Below are 13,522 nucleotides of genomic sequence, written 5' to 3'. Positions count from 1 at the left end.
CCACACCTGGGGTTGTTACAGATGGAAATGCTGAAATTCGGTAAGTTCACCGCGCTGGCTCTGGCCATGGCTGTCGCTGTCGGTTGTTCGTCCAAGGGCGGCGACGACTCGGGCGAAGGCTCGGCTACGGGCATGGATCCTAACGCTGGCTACGGTGCCGACGCCGGTTCGCTGGATGGCAGCCTGAGCGAAGAAGCCGCCCTGCGTGCGATCACTACCTTCTACTTCGAGTACGACAGCTCCGACCTGAAGCCTGAAGCCATGCGCGCTCTGGACGTCCATGCCAAGGACCTCAAGGGCAACGGCGCTCGCGTCGTGCTGGAAGGCCACACCGACGAGCGTGGCACCCGCGAATACAACATGGCGCTGGGTGAGCGTCGTGCCAAGGCCGTTCAGCGCTACCTGGTACTGCAGGGCGTTTCCCCGGCTCAGCTGGAGCTGGTTTCCTACGGCGAAGAGCGTCCGGTCGCCATGGGCAACGACGAGCAGTCCTGGGCTCAGAACCGCCGCGTCGAACTGCGCAAGTAATTCGTCATGCGCCTGTACCGCCGCTTCGTGAGTATTGCTGTACTTGGGCTGCCGCTGATTGCGGCGGCCCAGGTTCCGGTCATCGAGCCTGACTCCAATTCGGGCTACGGGGGAGGCTACCCTGTGGCCGCCCCTGAAAGCGGCGGTGCCTACGTCGGAGGCGGGGCGACAGCTCCGGCTTCGGCGCAGGGCATGCTTTTCCAGCAGCTGCAGCAGATGCAGGAAGAGATCGCGCAGTTGCGCGGCATGCTCGAAGAACAGCAGAACCAGATCCAGCGTTTGGAGCAGCAAGGGCTCGAACGCTACAAGGATCTGGACAGCCGCCTCTCCGGTAGCGCTTCAGCGGGCAACCAGCCTTCCACGGCCGCGGCCGAGCTGGCCGGCGCAGGTTCGGGGGCGAATGCCGCTCCTACTCAGGCTGCCGCTCCTGCTGGCGATCCGGCAAAGGAAAAGCTGTATTACGATGCGGCCTTCGACCTGATCAAGGCGAAGGATTTCGACAAGGCCAGCCAGGCCTTCGGCGCGTTTCTGCGCAAATATCCCAATAGCCAGTACGCCGGTAACGCGCAGTATTGGTTGGGCGAGGTAAATCTCGCCAAAGGCGACCTGCAGTCGGCAGGCCAGGCGTTCGCCAAGGTCAGCCAGGCTTACCCTCAGCACAGCAAGGTGCCTGATTCGCTTTACAAGCTGGCCGACGTGGAACTGCGCCTCGGTAATCGAGACAAGGCGCAGGGGATTCTGAAGCAGGTGATTGCCCAGTACCCCAATAGCTCGGCCGCACAGCTGGCACAGCGACAGCTCAATCGCTAACGCTCTGTTCGCCAAAGAACCCGCCACCCAGGCGGGTTCTTGCTTTACAATGCGCGACTTCCCTTCACTTGCAACGGAGGCGGATGGCCTGTTTAGCCGTCACGCCCGTGGCTGATATGCAACAGACCCTGCGAATTACCGAGATTTTCTACTCGCTGCAGGGGGAGACGCGTACCAGTGGCCTGCCCACGGTATTCGTACGCCTGACCGGGTGTCCCCTGCGCTGCCACTATTGCGATACCGCCTACGCCTTCAGTGGCGGCGAAACGATGACGCTGGATGCCATCGTCGACGAAGTCGCTCGCCACAGGCCGCGTTATGTCTGCGTGACCGGCGGTGAGCCCTTGGCGCAGCCGAACTGCGTGCCCTTGCTGCAGCGGCTTTGCGAGGCGGGCTACGAGGTTTCCCTGGAAACCAGTGGTGCGCTGGATATCAGGGCAACCGATCGGCGCGTAAGTCGGGTGCTCGACCTCAAGACCCCCGGTTCGGGAGAGGTGCGGCGCAATCGTTACGAGAACATCGCCGAGCTCACCGCTAACGACCAGGTCAAGTTTGTCATCTGTTCCCGCGAGGACTACGACTGGGCCGTATCCAAACTGATCGAGTACGGGCTCGATCGGCGGGCCGGTGAGGTCCTGTTCTCGCCGAGTCATGGACAAGTCGACGTTCGTGACCTGGCCGACTGGATCGTGGCGGACAACCTGCCGGTGCGTCTGCAGTTGCAGTTGCACAAGATCATCTGGAATGACGAACCAGGCCACTGATCGGTGTGGTCGCACGGAGAATTGCCATGAATGAGAAAAAGGCGGTCGTCCTGTTGTCGGGCGGCTTGGACTCGGCAACGGTCGTCGCGATCGCGCGTAGCCAGGGGTTCGCCTGCTACACCATGAGCTTCGACTATGGCCAGCGTCATCGCGCTGAGCTGCAGGCGGCCGAGCGTGTGGCGCGGCAGCTGGGCGTGGCCGAGCACAAGGTCGTTGGCATCAACTTGAACGGTATTGGCGGTTCGGCGCTCACCGACACCAGTATCGATGTGCCGGAACAGCCTGGCGAGGGCGTGCCGGTGACCTATGTGCCGGCGCGCAATACGGTGTTCCTCGCGCTGGCGCTGGGCTGGGCCGAAGTGCTCCAGGCGCATGATCTGTTCATTGGGGTCAACGCGGTCGACTATTCCGGCTACCCCGATTGCCGGCCGGAGTTCATCGAGGCATTCGAGCGCATGGCGAACCTGGCGACCAAGGCCGGCGTCGAGGGCAACGGCTTCCGGATCCAGGCGCCACTGCAGCATATGAGCAAGGCCGAAATCATACGGCGTGGCACTGAACTGGGTGTTGACTATGCGACCACCGTGTCCTGCTACCAGGCAGACGATGACGGGCGTGCATGTGGGGTGTGTGACAGTTGTCGCCTGCGTGCTGCTGGCTTCGCTCAAGCTGGCCTGGCCGATGCCACGCGCTATCGTTGATGAAAAAGTGCTTGATTTGATTAATTAAATCCGTATCATGCGCCCGCATCGGGTCGTTAGCTCAGTCGGTAGAGCAGTTGGCTTTTAACCAATTGGTCGTAGGTTCGAATCCTACACGACCCACCATATCCCGCTCTGGGAGCAAAAAACCGGAACTCCAGTGAGTTCCGGTTTTTTTATAGCTGCAGTTTTTGTTCGCTTTTGCCGCTTCGCTTGTTCAGTTATTACGGCGCGTTCTTCTACGACTTTCGTATGTGAACGGTGGGGCTCCATTCGCAATAGACTGCAGGCCCTTCTGAATGTCCGTTGGTTCGAGGCTCAAATGTATTCTGATCGTATCCGCTTGTCGTCCCTGCAGAGCAAGGTCATGAGCGCCGAAGAGGCAGCCACCCTTATTCGTGACGGCATGACCGTTGGTATGAGTGGTTTCACCCGTGCGGGTGAGGCCAAGGCGGTGCCGCTGGCGTTGATCGAACGCGCCAAGCAGGAGCAGCTGAAGATCAGTCTGGTGACCGGTGCCAGCCTGGGTAACGATCTGGACGGCAAGATGGCCTCGGCCGGCTTGCTGGCCCGTCGCATGCCGTTCCAGGCTGACCCGGTGCTGCGCAAGGCGATCAACAACGGTGAAGTGATGTTCATCGACCAGCACCTGTCCCACACCGTGGAGCAGATGCGTAACCACCAGATCAAGCGTCCGGACGTGGCTATCATCGAGGCCGTCAGCATCACCGAGCAGGGCCATATTGTGCCGACCACCTCGGTGGGCAACTCGGCCAACCTGGCGATGTTCGCCGATCAGGTGATCGTCGAGCTGAACCTGGCGCACAACCTCAATCTCGAAGGTCTGCACGACATCTACTTCCCCGAGGAGCGCCCAGGTCGCGGCCCGATCCCGCTGACCAAGGTCGACGATCGCATCGGTAGCGCCGCGATTCCGGTCGATCCGGCGAAGATTGCCGCTATCGTCATCACCGAGCAGCCGGACTCCTATTCGACCGTCACGCCGCCGGACGACGAGACGCAAGCCATCGCCAACCATCTGGTCGAGTTCTTCAAGAAGGAAGTCGCCGAGGGCCGTCTGGGCAAGCACCTGCTGCCGATGCAGGTCGGTATCGGCAATATCGCCAACGCGGTGATGTGCGGCCTGATCGATTCTCCGTTCGACAACCTGGTCATGTACTCCGAAGTGCTTCAGGACTGCACCTTCGAGCTGATCGATGCAGGCAAGATGAATTTTGCCTCCGGCTGCTCGATCACGCTGTCCGAGCGTTGCAACGACCGTGTCTTCGGCAACCTGGAAAAGTACAAGGACAAGCTGGTTCTGCGTCCGCAGGAGATCTCCAACCATCCGGAGCTGGTGCGCCGTCTGGGCATCATTGGCATCAACACCGCGCTGGAGTTCGATATCTACGGCAACGTCAACTCCACCCACGTTGGCGGCACCAAGATGATGAACGGCATCGGCGGTTCCGGTGATTTCGCCCGGAATGCGCACATGGCGATCTTCGTCACCAAGTCGATCGCCAAGGGTGGCAGTATCTCCAGCGTGGTGCCGATGGTCGCTCACGTCGACCACACCGAGCACGACGTGGAAATCCTCGTGACCGAGCAGGGCCTGGCCGACCTGCGCGGCCTGGCGCCGCGCGAGCGCGCCCGGGTGATCATCGACAACTGCGTGCACCCGTCCTATCGCGACGCGCTGAACCAGTACTTCGAAGCGGCTTGCGACAAGGGTGGCCAGACGCCGCACCTGCTGCGCGAGGCGGTAGCCTGGCACGTCAACCTCGAAGAGCGCGGTCACATGCTCAAGGGCGAGTGATCTGACAGAAGGCCCGCCGGGTAACCGGCGGGCCTTTTTCTTTTCTGGCGCACGCTTTCACTTTGTTCGGCGCTTCGGCTAGTATTCCTGCCCCTTCGAAATGGCAGGGTGGCGCCGGCCAGGCAGGTTCTTCCCATGGCCGCCAGCCCCGCCTTTCGCCAGCAGCCCCCAGGTCGGGCCGTTCCTGAGGACGGATACGATCCGCGGCGTACCATGCAATCGCTTTCTTGCAGGGCCAGCGAAAGATGACGCACATACCCGAACGCATTCTTGTCCAGGCGCACCTGGCGGCCAAGCAGCCCGTTCCGCTGACGCCCGAGCAGGAGCTGCAGCTGCGCGAGCAGATCGCCGAGGAGCTACGCCGGCAGAATGCCGTGCTGGTGGCGCATTACTACACCGATCCGGTGATCCAGGCGTTGGCCGAAGCCACGGGGGGCTGCGTGTCCGACTCCCTGGAAATGGCGCGTTTCGGCAATGAGCACCCGGCGCAGACCGTAGTGGTCGCTGGTGTGCGCTTCATGGGTGAAACGGCGAAGATCCTCAACCCCGAAAAGCGTGTGCTGATGCCGACGCTGGAGGCCACCTGTTCGCTGGACCTGGGCTGTCCGGTCGACGAGTTCGCCGCATTCTGCGACCAGCATCCGGAGCGCACGGTGGTCGTCTACGCGAATACTTCGGCTGCGGTGAAGGCGCGCGCAGACTGGGTGGTGACGTCGAGCTGCGCGCTGGAAATCGTCGAAAGTCTGATGGATAACGGCGAGAAGTTGATCTGGGCGCCCGACAAGCACCTGGGTAGCTATGTCCAGCGCGAAACCGGGGCCGACATGCTGCTGTGGGATGGCGCCTGTATCGTTCACGAGGAGTTCAAGGCCAAGCAGCTTGCCGACATGAAGGCGCTGTATCCGGATGCGGCGATTCTCGTCCATCCGGAGTCGCCGGCGGCGGTCATCGAGCTCGCCGATGCGGTTGGCTCCACCAGCCAGTTGATCAAGGCCGCGCAGACCTTGCCGAACCGCACGCTGATCGTGGCGACCGACAAGGGCATCTTCTACAAGATGCAGCAGCTGTGCCCGGACAAGGTGTTCGTCGAGGCGCCTACGGCGGGCCAGGGGGCGACTTGCCGCAGTTGTGCGCACTGTCCCTGGATGGCGATGAATACGCTGGAGCGCACCCTGGACTGTCTGCGCAAGGGCAGCAACGAGATCTTTGTCGATCCGGCGCTGGTGCCGCGGGCGGTCAAGCCGCTCAAGCGAATGCTCGACTTCACTCACGCGGCTCGGCTGCGCCAGGCTGGCAACGCCTGAGCTAAGCAGGCTTCGGCGTAGGCGATGAGGCTGGGCCGGAGCAGGCTAGCGCAGCATCTCCTCGACCATGCGTTTTTCTTCGGCCAGCTGTTGTTGGCGTGCATCCACCCGGGCAGCCAGCTGGAAGTTGTCTGCCCGACGCTTGGCGAAATCCAGCTGTTCGATCGCCTGGTCATAGTCGCCAACGAGCGCGAAGTACTCAGCGCGCGCCCGATGCAGGCCAACGATGTTGCCGGTCAGGCCACGAACTTCGGCGAGCTGATACCAGATATCGGGATCCTTGTCGCGCTCTGCAACGAGCTGGTCGAGTTCCTTTTCGGCCTCCGCCAAGCGGTTGAGCTTCATCAGCACATCCACGCGCGCCTGGCGTAGCGGGTAGTTGTCCGGGTACTGCGTCAGCAGGCGTTGCACCCGCGCGGCGGCCGCCTCGAGCTCGTTGGCGGTCATCTCCAGTTCGACCTGGGCCAGGTTGTAGTAGAGGTCGTCCGGTGCTCCTTTCAGCAGGCTGGCAAGGTTCTGGCGCGCTTCATCCAGCTGGCCGGCCTTGATCTGTGCGAGCGCCAGGCCGTAGCGCGCCGCATCCAGCTTGGGGTTGTCGGCCAGCATGGCGCGAAAGCGCTTGGCGCTGACCCCAGGCGTGGTCTCGAACTGGAGCTGGGTGCGGGCGCGAATGAGCTGATAGCGCAGGCTGTCCTGCCGGCCGCCGTTCGCATACTGCTCAGCGCGGTTGCGGGTGTCGGCGATGCGCGATTCGGTCACCGGGTGGGTGAGGAGGAATTCCGGCGGCTTCTGATCATAGCGGTATTGGCGCATCAGGCGACCGAACATCTCCGGCATCGCGCGTGGATCGTAGCCAGCCTGCTCGAGGTTGAGGATGCCGATGCGGTCGGCTTCCTGTTCGTTCTGCCGGGAAAAGCGCCGCTGCTCCTGGATCGCGGCGGCCTGCGTGGACATGATCGCAGCGATACCGGCGTCTCCCGCGCCCGCGGCGGCAGCGACCACACCGGCGAGCATCGCGGCCATCATCGGTAGCTGCATGCGCTGCTGTGCCTCAAGGCCGCGTGCGAAGTGCCGCTGCGAGAGGTGCGCCAGTTCGTGAGCCATGACCGAGGCGTACTCGGCTTCGGTCTGGGCATGCAGAAACAGACCGCCGTTCACGCCGATGATGCCGCCGGGAGCGGCAAAGGCGTTCAGTTGCGGGCTGTCGAGCAGGACGAACTCGAGACGGCGGTCCTGCAGCTGGCTAGTCTCGGTGAGGCGGTAGACGCTCGACTCGACGTAATCCTTCAGCAGCGGGTCGGAGAGCTGGCGGACCTGGCCGCGCAGCAGGCTCAGCCAGGCCCTGCCGAGCTGGTGTTCCTGCTCCGGAGAAACAATGCCCGAGCTGGCATCGCCCAGCGACGGCAGGTCGCTGGCGCTGATGGGTTGAGCGAGCAGGCAGGCAAGGGTCAGCAGAGTCGGGCGCAGCAGGTTCATTCGGGGCGGCTCTGAGGGGTGAGCGGCTACTGTAACGGCGCGCCCGTGCGCTGGCCAGACTGGCGCAAGGCTGGGTATGCTGCGCGCCTTCGCCGACGGAGAGATCGATGACCGACACCCCCCCTGCCTTCGACGCCGAGCTCGATGCCTCGGGGCTCAACTGCCCGATGCCATTGCTCAAGGCAAAGCTCGAACTCAATCGTCTGCCCAGTGGCGCCGTATTGAAAGTGACGGCGACCGATCCCGGCTCGCAGCGTGATTTTCGCAGTTTCGCCCGGCTCGCCGGCCACCAACTGCTGCACGAAGAAGAGGACGGGGCGGTCTACCGCTACTGGCTGCGCAAGGCCTGACGGGCCGCTCAGGCGCGCGGCAGTGCCTGGGCTGCGTCGAGTACCGCCTGGGCGTGCCCGGGTACCTTTACGCCGCGCCACTGCTGGCGCAGCACACCATTGCGGTCGATGAGAAAGGTGCTGCGCTCGATGCCCAGGTATTCCTTGCCGTAGAGCTTTTTCTGCTTGATCACGTCGAACAGCTGGCAGAGCTGCTCGTCCTTGTCGCAAATGAGCTCGAACGGAAAGCCCTGTTTGCTGCGAAAGTTCTCGTGGGTCTTCAGGCTGTCGCGCGAAACCCCGAAAACGAGCGTATCGCATGCGAGAAACTGGTCGTGCAGATCGCGGAAGTCCTGGCCCTCGGTGGTGCAGCCGGGGGTGTTGTCCTTCGGATAGAAGTAGAGCACGACCTGCTTGCCCCGCAGCCCGTCCGGGCTGACCTCGACGCCGCTGGTAGCCTGGGCGGTGAATGCCGGGACGGGTTGGTTCAGTTCGACGGGCATGGGGGCTTCCTCACGGGTTCTGTGGACGCCAGGGCTCGATCAGCGCGTCGAGATTCATGGCGTCGGCGAAATCGAGAAACTGATCGCGCAGCCAGCTGATCTGCGTGCCGGCCGGCAGGGTCACCGTCAGCGTCGCGTTGAGCATGGTGCCGCCAGTCTGCGGGGCCTGGTAGGTATCGCAGGTCAGGCTTTCCAGTTCGACGCGGTGGTCGATGAAGAACTGGCAAAGCTCATTGAGAATGTCCGGCCGGTAGGCCGCGCTGACATAGGCGACATAAGGCAGCGCGTTCGGTCGGCTCTCCAGCGGTTCGCTACGCACCACGTTGGCGGTGAAGCCGTGCTTTTTCGACAGGGCGGGCAGGGCGGCTTCCATGCGGGCCAGCGCGTCCCAGCTGCCGGTAACCTCCAGGACCAGCGCGCTGTATTCACCATGCCGGGTGAGGCGAGTGGTGACGACTGCGCAGCGACTCTCGTTGCTCGCGCGGCAAAGAACGTTGGCAAGTTCCATCGGGCTCTTGCCCAGGGCGCTGATCACAAGGAACTGTTCGCGAGGTACGGACGGGGTGGGCATTACAGCTTTCCTGACGGTGAATCGGCGAATGGTCGGCCGAAAACGGCTAAGGGTAGCGAAAAGCGTCAGTGCTGTGAATGGACGGGGGCGCCGGGCCGGGTTCCTGGAGGGCTTTCGCAGGCACGTCCGGCTACTCGCAAAGCGCAATCGAGCCTTGTACCATTACGCCTCTCTTTTTCCGGCAGGAGTGGTTGCATGATTGCGGGCAGTATGGTGGCGCTGGTCACGCCCATGGACGCGCAAGGCGGTCTGGACTGGGATGGCCTGAGCAAGCTGGTGGACTTCCATCTGCAGGAAGGCACCAACGCAATCGTCGCGGTGGGGACCACTGGAGAATCGGCGACGCTTTCGGTCGAGGAACACATCGAGGTCATTCGTCGGGTCGTCGATCAGGTCAATGGACGCATCCCGGTAATCGCCGGTACTGGAGCGAACTCCACCAGCGAGGCCGTGGAGCTGACCGAGAACGCCAAGGCCGCCGGAGCCGATGCCTGCCTGCTGGTCACACCCTATTACAACAAGCCCACCCAGGAAGGCCTCTACCTGCATTTCAAGCACATCGCCGAGGCGGTGGCCATTCCGCAGATTCTCTACAACGTGCCGGGTCGTACGGCCTGCGACATGCTGCCGGAAACCGTTGAGCGCCTGTCGAAGGTCGCCAACATCATCGGCATCAAGGAGGCCACTGGCGATCTCAAGCGCGGGCAGGAAGTGCTCGATCGCGTCGGCAAGGACTTCCTCGTCTATTCCGGCGACGACCCGACGGCAGTCGAGCTGATGCTCTTGGGTGGCAAGGGCAATATTTCCGTCACCGCCAATGTCGCGCCTCGTGCCATGGCCGACCTCTGTGCCGCCGCGATGGCCGGCGACGCGGCCACGGCGCGCGCGATCAACGAGCGGCTGATGCCGTTGCACCAGAAACTCTTCATCGAGTCCAACCCCATTCCGGTGAAGTTCGCGCTGCACGAGATGGGACTGATGGCCGACGGTATCCGCCTGCCGCTCACCTGGCTCAGCCCGGCTTGCCGGGAGCCGCTGCGCCAGGCGATGCGCCAGTGCGGCATCCTCGCCTGAACAGATAAGGGAATATTGATGAAGCGACTGGCCGGACTCTCGACTCTTGCCCTGATGATTTCCGCCACCAGCGGTTGCGGTTGGCTGTGGGGCGACGATGGGTATTTTCGTGATCGCGGCAGCGATTATTTGCAGGCGCATCAGGTGCCGCCCATGCAGGTGCCGGCGGGGCAGCAACTGCGCCCGCTCGACCCGCTGCTGCCGATTCCCCACCAGGTGGCCGATAGCCGCGCCGCCGGTAAATACGACGTGCCGCGTCCGCAGCCGCTGCAGGGCGCGATCCAGGCCAGCGATTTCAGCGTGCAGAGCTCCGAGGGCGGCCGTTGGCTGGTCGCGCTGCGCAGCCCGGCTCAAGTCTGGGCGGCGACCCGGCAGTTCTTCACCGACAACGGCTTCGCCATCGATGAGGAGCGGCCACAAACCGGCGAGTTCTCCACCGCCTGGCAGAAGGGCTCGGAAATCAACGCCGCGTTGGCGCGCAGCCTGGGCGTCCAGGATGGCGAAGCCCGTGTACGTGTACGCATCGAACCGGGAGTGCAGCGCAACACCAGCGAGATCTTCGTTCTCGCGCTGCAGCGTGACAGTGGCAGCACAGCCGATCCGGCGTGGCCGGAAGCCTCCGTCAACGCCGAACTGGATCGCGCCCTGCTCGACGAGTTGCAGACCGCGCTCAGTCGCAGCGCTGACGAAGGCGGCTCGGTATCGCTGCTCGCCGAGCGCGACTACGATGCGCCGAGCCGTGTCGCCCTGACTGCCGATGGCAGCGGCAACCCGATGCTGACCCTGGACACCGATTTCGATCGTGCCTGGTCGAGCATCGGCCGCGCACTGCAGGCTGCCGACATCAAGGTCGACGACCTCAATCGCAGCCTCGGGGTCTACTACGTGAACCTGGCCGAAGGCGCCGATCGGCCGGACGAGAAGCCAGGCTTCTTCTCCCGTCTGTTCTCGAGCAAGCCGGACCAGGAGGAGATCGACGCGCGCGCCGAGCGCTATCAGGTGCGCCTGACTCGTGCCGGTGAGCAGATTCTCGTCACGCTGGACCGCAACATCGATACCGTTGCGCCAGCCGAGGTAGCACGTCGCGTGCTCGAGCGGCTCAAGGAAAACCTCGGCTGACCTGGCGCGCGGGCGCAACCCCAGGGGTGACGGCGCGCTGGCCTCGTCACCCTTATCTCTTCGAAACAAGGCGTCGGCCTGCAGCGCGGTGATGCTGCCGAATGGCGCGTCTAGGTGGAAATCGACCATGAGTACCCCGACCAATCTCAGCCTGAACAAGCTCTATTCGGGCAAGGTGCGCGATCTCTACGAGGTAGATGGCCAGCGCATGCTGATGGTTGCCAGCGACCGCCTGTCCGCGTTCGACGTGATCCTGGCCGAGCCGATCCCGGATAAAGGCAAGATTCTCACCGCAATCTCGAATTTCTGGTTCGACAAGTTCAGCACGCTGGTGCCCAATCATTTCACCGGAGACCGGGTCGAAGACGTGGTGCCTGCCGCCGAGCTGCCCCTGGTCGAAGGGCGTGCCGTCGTGGCCAAGCGCCTCAAGCCCGTTGCGGTGGAGGCGATCGTACGTGGCTACCTCGCTGGCTCCGGCTGGAAGGAATACCAGAAGAGCGGCACGGTCTGCGGCATCGCCCTGCCAGCGGGTCTGAAAGAGGCGAGCAAACTGCCGGAGCCGATCTTCACGCCTTCGACCAAGGCTGCGGTGGGCGACCACGACGAGAACATCTCCTTCGAAGAGTGCGAAGCCATCATCGGCAAGGAACTGGCCGCACAGGTACGCGACACCTCCATTGCGTTGTACCGCGCCGCCGTCGAGTACGCCGCCACGCGCGGCATCATCATCGCCGACACCAAATTCGAATTCGGCCTCGATGAGCATGGCACCCTGACCCTGATGGACGAGGTGCTCACGCCCGACTCCAGCCGCTTCTGGCCGGCTGACAGCTATGAAGAGGGCAAGAACCCGCCAAGCTTCGACAAGCAGTTCGTCCGCGACTGGCTGGAGTCCACCGGCTGGAACAAGGAGCCGCCGGCCCCGGCGTTGCCGGCCGAGGTTGCACAGAAGACCGCCGACAAGTACCGCGAGGCGCTTACCCGACTCACCGCCTGAACCCATGGCCGCAACCCGCTGAAAAAAGGCGGAAAAAGTGTGCTTGGGGGTTCGACAAAGCGACCTGAGCTGCTATGATGCGCGCCGCTGGAGAGATGCCGGAGTGGTCGAACGGGACGGATTCGAAATCCGTTGTATCCGCAAGGGTACCTAGGGTTCAAATCCCTATCTCTCCGCCATTACACATAGCCTAAGCCCCTGAAATTCGTAGAGTTTCGGGGGCTTTTGCTTTTCTGGGCTGCGCGGTGGGCTGCAGGGGCGGTTAGAAGAGGCCGCTGGCCAGATAGGCCGAGACGGCGGCCATCAGCAGGCCCAGCAGCACCAGCAATCCGTCGCGGGTGGTGAGGCCGATGCCGATGAGGCCGATGGCGGCGAAGGGGCCGCTGCTGGCGAAGGGAATCAGTTCCAGCGGCGGCACGGAAGCGGCCAGCACCAGGCAAAGCAGTGCGAGCAGGCGGCTGGCGTTGCGGTTGGTGGCCCAGTGCAGGCGGGGTCTGATCAGCTTGTCCAGCCAGCAGATCACCGGGCGCAGCTTGCACAGGCCGCGCTCGAGCTTGTCGCCGGCGACCTTGCGCCGGGTGAGCAGGTTCGGCAGCCAGAGGTGTTTGCGGCCGAACAGCATTTGCAGCGCGAACAGGGCGACGATCACCGCCAGCAGCGTCGGCAGGCCGGGAATGCCGCCGACCGGGCTGATCTCGACAAGCGCCGGGACGAACAGGAAGGGGCCGAAGCTGCGCTGGCCGACCTCGTCCTGAATGTCGGCAACCGATACCTGCTCGCGCTCGCGGCCGAGCCGGATCAGGCCCTCGACGAGGCCCTGCAGCTCTTCGTGTGGTTGATCGGCCATGAACAGGTCCGCTCCGGGAGTCAGGCGCTGTCGGGGTATTGCGCGTCGCGCAGCAGGCCGGCCAGGTGCAGGGCGTTGCGCGCCATGCTGCGGGTGGTCTGCTGCACCTTGTCCGGCGTCTGCGGCAGATCCTTGAAATCCTGGCCCTGCATGGCTTCGCCGACCCAGTAGGTCACCGCGTTCGGCGCCAGGCTGAAGCCCAGATCGTTGAGGCCCTGAAAGATCTCGGCCGAGACGTGGTGTGCGCCGTCCTCGTTACCGACGACCGCGGCGCAGGCGACCTTGCCGAAAGAGGGCATGCGCCCGGCGTCGTCAGTCTCGCCGAGAAAGGCATCGAGCCGCTCCATTACTCGCTGGCAGATGCTCGAGGGATGGCCGAGCCAGATCGGCGTGCCGAGGATGAACACATCGGCGGCGAGAATACGGCGGCGCAGTTCCGGCCAGTCGTCGCCGGCGCCTTCGTCGGAAGTCACGCCGGGTTTGATGTTGAAGTCGGCCGCGCGCAACAGCTCGCCGTAGGCACCGAGGTCGGCGAAGGCGCCGAGCGTCTGGCGCAGCAGCAATTCGCAGGAAGAGTCGGCGGGCGAAGGTTTGAGCGTGCAGTTGAGGGCAAAGACCGAAAGCGTCATGGGCGGCTCCTGGCTGTGAGGTTGCGAGGGCGTTCCTTCTAGGGACACCCC

The 13,522-nt window shown here is 63.6% G+C and carries 15 protein-coding genes and 2 tRNA genes; 12 read left to right on the top strand and 5 right to left on the bottom strand.

The genetic code is table 11. The annotated features are described in order from the left end of the window. Positions 1 to 21: 21 nt before the first annotated feature. From pal to nadA, 7 genes are all read left to right on the top strand, one after another. Positions 22 to 528 (top strand): peptidoglycan-associated lipoprotein Pal, encoded by a 507-nt coding sequence (gene pal, locus AC0KXH_RS13685; RefSeq protein WP_041109203.1) that lies wholly within the window; start codon positions 22 to 24, stop codon positions 526 to 528. Between the two features lie 6 nt (positions 529 to 534). Next, the gene (gene ybgF / locus AC0KXH_RS13680; RefSeq protein ID WP_200629053.1) at positions 535 to 1,338 is read left to right on the top strand and encodes a tol-pal system protein YbgF; all 804 of its coding nucleotides are present in this window, start codon (positions 535 to 537) and stop codon (positions 1,336 to 1,338) included. A gap of 116 nt (positions 1,339 to 1,454) precedes the next feature. Then, entirely contained in the window at positions 1,455 to 2,102 is a 648-nt protein-coding gene (queE, locus tag AC0KXH_RS13675) for a 7-carboxy-7-deazaguanine synthase QueE (protein WP_488223559.1), read from the top strand. A gap of 26 nt (positions 2,103 to 2,128) precedes the next feature. Continuing rightward, the gene (gene queC, locus AC0KXH_RS13670; RefSeq protein ID WP_041109209.1) at positions 2,129 to 2,803 is read left to right on the top strand and encodes a 7-cyano-7-deazaguanine synthase QueC; all 675 of its coding nucleotides are present in this window, start codon (positions 2,129 to 2,131) and stop codon (positions 2,801 to 2,803) included. Positions 2,804 to 2,853: 50 nt separating this feature from the next. After that, positions 2,854 to 2,929, top strand: a tRNA-Lys gene (locus AC0KXH_RS13665). A 196-nt stretch (positions 2,930 to 3,125) separates the two neighbouring features. Then, positions 3,126 to 4,622, top strand: coding sequence for a succinyl-CoA:acetate CoA-transferase ScpC (scpC, locus tag AC0KXH_RS13660; RefSeq protein ID WP_041109211.1), 1,497 nt, complete (start codon positions 3,126 to 3,128; stop codon positions 4,620 to 4,622). A 245-nt stretch (positions 4,623 to 4,867) separates the two neighbouring features. Next, positions 4,868 to 5,926: a quinolinate synthase NadA gene (gene nadA / locus AC0KXH_RS13655; protein WP_043223191.1), complete on the top strand. Its 1,059-nt coding sequence runs from the start codon at positions 4,868 to 4,870 to the stop codon at positions 5,924 to 5,926. Positions 5,927 to 5,971: 45 nt separating this feature from the next. Here nadA and AC0KXH_RS13650 read toward each other — a convergent pair whose 3' ends face one another. Next, positions 5,972 to 7,402: a M48 family metalloprotease gene (locus tag AC0KXH_RS13650; RefSeq protein ID WP_165563006.1), complete on the bottom strand. Its 1,431-nt coding sequence runs from the start codon at positions 7,400 to 7,402 to the stop codon at positions 5,972 to 5,974. A 107-nt stretch (positions 7,403 to 7,509) separates the two neighbouring features. Here AC0KXH_RS13650 and AC0KXH_RS13645 point away from each other — a divergent pair, with 107 nt between their 5' ends. Beyond that, positions 7,510 to 7,752: a sulfurtransferase TusA family protein gene (locus AC0KXH_RS13645; RefSeq protein ID WP_041109215.1), complete on the top strand. Its 243-nt coding sequence runs from the start codon at positions 7,510 to 7,512 to the stop codon at positions 7,750 to 7,752. Between the two features lie 8 nt (positions 7,753 to 7,760). On the opposite strand, the gene AC0KXH_RS13640 is transcribed toward AC0KXH_RS13645, so the two are convergent. Beyond that, the gene (locus tag AC0KXH_RS13640) at positions 7,761 to 8,234 is read right to left on the bottom strand and encodes a peroxiredoxin (RefSeq protein WP_041109217.1); all 474 of its coding nucleotides are present in this window, start codon (positions 8,232 to 8,234) and stop codon (positions 7,761 to 7,763) included. Between the two features lie 10 nt (positions 8,235 to 8,244). Then, entirely contained in the window at positions 8,245 to 8,805 is a 561-nt protein-coding gene (locus tag AC0KXH_RS13635; RefSeq protein WP_041109219.1) for a glycine cleavage system transcriptional repressor, read from the bottom strand. A 195-nt stretch (positions 8,806 to 9,000) separates the two neighbouring features. Between AC0KXH_RS13635 and dapA the strand changes: the two genes are divergently transcribed. From dapA to AC0KXH_RS13615, 4 genes are all read left to right on the top strand, one after another. After that, entirely contained in the window at positions 9,001 to 9,879 is an 879-nt protein-coding gene (dapA, locus tag AC0KXH_RS13630; protein WP_043221243.1) for a 4-hydroxy-tetrahydrodipicolinate synthase, read from the top strand. 18 nt (positions 9,880 to 9,897) lie between these two features. After that, on the top strand, positions 9,898 to 10,998 hold the full coding sequence (gene bamC, locus AC0KXH_RS13625) for an NlpB/DapX family lipoprotein (RefSeq protein WP_200629051.1): 1,101 nt from the start codon (positions 9,898 to 9,900) through the stop codon (positions 10,996 to 10,998). 127 nt (positions 10,999 to 11,125) lie between these two features. Beyond that, positions 11,126 to 11,995 (top strand): phosphoribosylaminoimidazolesuccinocarboxamide synthase, encoded by an 870-nt coding sequence (locus AC0KXH_RS13620; RefSeq protein ID WP_041109225.1) that lies wholly within the window; start codon positions 11,126 to 11,128, stop codon positions 11,993 to 11,995. Positions 11,996 to 12,084: 89 nt separating this feature from the next. After that, positions 12,085 to 12,174 (top strand) — tRNA-Ser (locus tag AC0KXH_RS13615). Positions 12,175 to 12,257: 83 nt separating this feature from the next. On the opposite strand, the gene AC0KXH_RS13610 is transcribed toward AC0KXH_RS13615, so the two are convergent. Together AC0KXH_RS13610 and AC0KXH_RS13605 are read right to left on the bottom strand one after the other, a co-directional pair. After that, on the bottom strand, positions 12,258 to 12,842 hold the full coding sequence (locus AC0KXH_RS13610; protein ID WP_488223558.1) for an exopolysaccharide biosynthesis protein: 585 nt from the start codon (positions 12,840 to 12,842) through the stop codon (positions 12,258 to 12,260). Between the two features lie 20 nt (positions 12,843 to 12,862). Continuing rightward, positions 12,863 to 13,471 (bottom strand): flavodoxin family protein, encoded by a 609-nt coding sequence (locus AC0KXH_RS13605; RefSeq protein WP_165563011.1) that lies wholly within the window; start codon positions 13,469 to 13,471, stop codon positions 12,863 to 12,865. Positions 13,472 to 13,522 lie beyond the last annotated feature (51 nt).

Source organism: Stutzerimonas sp. CXK-1 (genome assembly GCF_057738225.1).
Note: the sequence above shows the minus strand (reverse complement) of the source record. Positions and strands in the feature narration are given on the sequence as shown.

Bases quoted from the DNA above. Each gene is read 5' to 3' on its own strand.
- AC0KXH_RS13620 (WP_041109225.1), top strand. From the start codon at position 11,126: ATGAGTACCCCGACCAATCTCAGCCTGAACAAGCTCTATTCGGGCAAG.
- AC0KXH_RS13640 (WP_041109217.1), bottom strand. From the start codon at position 8,234: ATGCCCGTCGAACTGAACCAACCCGTCCCGGCATTCACCGCCCAGGCT.
- AC0KXH_RS13605 (WP_165563011.1), bottom strand. From the start codon at position 13,471: ATGACGCTTTCGGTCTTTGCCCTCAACTGCACGCTCAAACCTTCGCCC.
- AC0KXH_RS13650 (WP_165563006.1), bottom strand. From the start codon at position 7,402: ATGAACCTGCTGCGCCCGACTCTGCTGACCCTTGCCTGCCTGCTCGCT.
- bamC (WP_200629051.1), top strand. From the start codon at position 9,898: ATGAAGCGACTGGCCGGACTCTCGACTCTTGCCCTGATGATTTCCGCC.
- AC0KXH_RS13635 (WP_041109219.1), bottom strand. From the start codon at position 8,805: ATGCCCACCCCGTCCGTACCTCGCGAACAGTTCCTTGTGATCAGCGCC.
- AC0KXH_RS13645 (WP_041109215.1), top strand. From the start codon at position 7,510: ATGACCGACACCCCCCCTGCCTTCGACGCCGAGCTCGATGCCTCGGGG.
- queE (WP_488223559.1), top strand. From the start codon at position 1,455: ATGCAACAGACCCTGCGAATTACCGAGATTTTCTACTCGCTGCAGGGG.
- AC0KXH_RS13610 (WP_488223558.1), bottom strand. From the start codon at position 12,842: ATGGCCGATCAACCACACGAAGAGCTGCAGGGCCTCGTCGAGGGCCTG.
- scpC (WP_041109211.1), top strand. From the start codon at position 3,126: ATGTATTCTGATCGTATCCGCTTGTCGTCCCTGCAGAGCAAGGTCATG.
- ybgF (WP_200629053.1), top strand. From the start codon at position 535: ATGCGCCTGTACCGCCGCTTCGTGAGTATTGCTGTACTTGGGCTGCCG.
- queC (WP_041109209.1), top strand. From the start codon at position 2,129: ATGAATGAGAAAAAGGCGGTCGTCCTGTTGTCGGGCGGCTTGGACTCG.
- pal (WP_041109203.1), top strand. From the start codon at position 22: ATGGAAATGCTGAAATTCGGTAAGTTCACCGCGCTGGCTCTGGCCATG.
- nadA (WP_043223191.1), top strand. From the start codon at position 4,868: ATGACGCACATACCCGAACGCATTCTTGTCCAGGCGCACCTGGCGGCC.
- dapA (WP_043221243.1), top strand. From the start codon at position 9,001: ATGATTGCGGGCAGTATGGTGGCGCTGGTCACGCCCATGGACGCGCAA.